Here is a 2,886-nt window from a genome sequence, read left to right as displayed (position 1 = left end):
GGTCGGCGGTGGCGTGAGGTTCTCGGCGACAGCGGGCTCCGTGTGCGGTACTACGCGGACGGCGCGGCGCGGATTACCGTGGGCGACCGCGCGTCGACGCTGGCGGTGCTGTCGGCGTTGGGAAAGGCCCCGCAGGCGGTCCAAGTGCGGTAAGAAAGGGCGTGGCTGCCTCACGACCTCAAAAACGTGATCCGATCGCTGCGGCACGCGACAACTGGGAACGCTCCGGTTGGGGCGACGTGGCGCAGGGCATGGTCGCGGTGACCTCGGTGATGCGTGCGCATCAAATCCTGCTGGCCCGCGTCGAGACGGCGCTGCGCCCGTACGACTTGAGCTTCTCCCGGTTCGAGTTGTTGCGGCTGCTGGCGTTCAGCCGGTCGGGAGCGTTGCCCATCACCAAGGCGTCGGACCGGCTTCAGGTTCACGTCACGAGCGTCACCCACGCGATCCGCCGGCTGGAGGCCGACGGGCTGGTGCAGCGGGTGCCGCACCCCACCGACGGGCGCACGACGTTGGTGCAGATCACCGAGCTGGGCCGCTCCACCGTGGAGGACGCCACCGTCACGCTCAACAAGCAGGTGTTCGCCGACACCGGGATGTCCGACAACGACTCGCAGGCACTGGTGACGTCGATCGAAACGTTGCGGCGCAACGCGGGGGATTTCTAGTCTGCGGCGAAGTCCTCAATGCTGCAACTCATTTGAGTTCAGCAATGAGCCCGGTGACCAATCTAGTTGTTTGTTGGTGGCGGATGGGTCTGGAGTTGGAAGGGTTCGTACCACCACCAGTCGGCGCGTTCGCCGGTGGGTCCCGGGCACGGTGGGACGGTGGACGGGGGTTGAGTTGGTGGGCGCGCCAGCGATCCCGCGCTGAGTAATCGGCCAGCGCTGTCGGTGACGATGAGAGCCTCTGCGGGTCCGTTGATGGTGATGCCGCCGCTGTGGTGCAGCCGGTGGTGATAAGGGCATAGCAGCACCAGGTTAGCCAACTCGGTGGGGCCACCGTCTTCCCAGTGCCGGATGTGATGGGCGTGCAGGCCGCGCGTGGCCCCGCAACCGGGAACCGCACACGTGCGGTGGCGGTGCTCGAGGGCGCGGCGAAGCCGCCGTTTGATTAGGCGGGTCGCCCGGCCGGCACCGATAACCTTGCCGTCACGTTCGAACCAGACTTCACAGGTGGCATCACAGGTCAGGTATTGGCGCTCGGCGTCGGTGAGCAGCGGACCCAAATGCAGTGCCGCAGCGGGCTGTTCGACGTCGACGTGCACCACCACGGTGGTGTGATGTCCGTGTGGCCGGCGGGCCGCCTCGGCGTCCCATCCGGCCTCGACCAGGCGCATAAACGCCTCGGCGGTGGTGGGCAACGGGGGCCGCTGGACTGATGCGCGCTCGCCGTCGCCGCGTTCGTGCGTCCACTGGGCGATCAGCGCATCACGATGAGAAGCCAGCGCCGCGTCGAACTTCGCCGCGTCCAGGTGCGGAAGCGCGATCCGCCAACAGGTGAACTCCTCGGTGCGGGTCGTGGTGATTGAGGGCTGGGGTGTAGGCCGAGAATCGGGTTCGGGTCGCGGTTCCAGCTGGACCGCGGTGCGCAGCTGATTGACCGTAGCGACCCGGGCCAACTCCGCGTAATGCTCATCAGATCCCTCGCCGGCCCGCGCCGCGATGACGCCGACCTGATCCAGCGACAGTCGGCCCTCTCGCATGCCTTGGACGCAGCGCGGGAACTCCTTCAGCCGGCGCGCGATGGTGGTGATCGTATGGGCGTTTCCCGATGACGCGCCGAGCTTCCAGGCCACCAATGCGGCTACCGACCGCGCGCCCGTGGCGCCGCACAGCTCATCGCGATCCAGCTCGGCCACGATCTCCACGATGCGTCCATCAATCGCGTTGCGCTGACCGGTCAACTCTGCCAACTCCTCGAACAACACCTCCAGACGCTGCGCAGGGCTTACCGCCGCGGGAGGCGATGCGGTTGAGGACATGGCTTTCATCATTGCAGCCGGGTACGACAAGTTTTGGATGCCGATCCGTGCCGGGCGTGATCCATCTGCTAAGCGGTACAGCCTTATTGGCAGCAAGACGCCGCTATCACTGCATCCTTCAGCTGTCGCGCAGCATCTCGATGACGGCGCTGAAGTCCTTATCGGCGTGGTCCGCCGCGAATTTGGCGTAGATGTCGGCGGCGTGCGTACCCAGCGGGGCGGCGGACCCGGTTGAGGTCACCGCGTCCATCGCCAGACCCAGGTCCTTGTTCATCAGCGCAGTCGCAAAGCCCGGCTTGAAGTCGTTGTTGGCCGGCGATGTCGGAACCGGGCCGGGCACAGGGCAATTGGTGTGCACGGACCAGCAGTTGCCGGTCGCGCCGGTGATGACGTCAAACAGGGATTGCGCCGACAGCCCGAGCTTCTCGGCCAGCAGGAACGCCTCACCGATCGCGATCTGCTCCACCGCCAGCACCATGTTGTTGCACACCTTGGCGGCCTGACCCGCCCCGGCCGCGCCGCAGTGAATGATCTTGCCCGCCATGGGTTCCAGCACCGGCCGCGCCCGTTGCAGGGCGGTCTCGTCACCGCCCACCATGAAAGCCAATGTCCCCGCGACCGCGCCCTTCACTCCGCCCGAGACGGGCGCATCGAGTTGAGCAACGCCGTGCGATTCCGCCAGCGAATTCACTTCGCGGGCATCGTTGACCGAGATCGTGGAGCTGTCGATGAACAGCGCGCCCGGTCGCGCGGCAGGCAGAATCTCGGTGTAACAGCGTTTCACCAATTCGCCATTGGGCAGCATTGTGATGACGACGTCCGAGCCGGCGACCGCGTCGGTGGCGTTGTCGAAACCGGTGACGCCGGTGGCGGTCGCGGCGGACAGCGCCGCGGGCACCGGA

At 66.6% G+C, this 2,886-nt stretch carries 3 protein-coding genes and 1 pseudogene; 2 read left to right on the top strand and 2 right to left on the bottom strand.

Annotated features, from left to right (window positions below; genetic code table 11):
* A pseudogene (locus tag JOZ00_RS05595) lies at positions 1 to 153 on the top strand (aminotransferase); the annotation flags it as partial.
* Between the two features lie 8 nt (positions 154 to 161).
* On the top strand, positions 162 to 668 hold the full coding sequence (locus tag JOZ00_RS05590) for a MarR family transcriptional regulator (RefSeq protein ID WP_293340888.1): 507 nt from the start codon (positions 162 to 164) through the stop codon (positions 666 to 668).
* A 62-nt stretch (positions 669 to 730) separates the two neighbouring features.
* On the opposite strand, the gene JOZ00_RS05585 is transcribed toward JOZ00_RS05590, so the two are convergent.
* On the bottom strand, positions 731 to 1,984 hold the full coding sequence (locus JOZ00_RS05585; RefSeq protein ID WP_293340885.1) for an HNH endonuclease signature motif containing protein: 1,254 nt from the start codon (positions 1,982 to 1,984) through the stop codon (positions 731 to 733).
* A gap of 118 nt (positions 1,985 to 2,102) precedes the next feature.
* Positions 2,103 to 2,886 (bottom strand): 3-hydroxyisobutyrate dehydrogenase (gene mmsB, locus JOZ00_RS05580; RefSeq protein ID WP_293340882.1); only part of this gene is annotated, 784 nt, incomplete at its 5' end.

This window comes from Mycobacterium sp. (assembly GCF_019243155.1).
Lineage (GTDB): Bacteria > Actinomycetota > Actinomycetes > Mycobacteriales > Mycobacteriaceae > Mycobacterium.
This window is presented reverse-complemented; position numbering and strand designations above follow the sequence as displayed.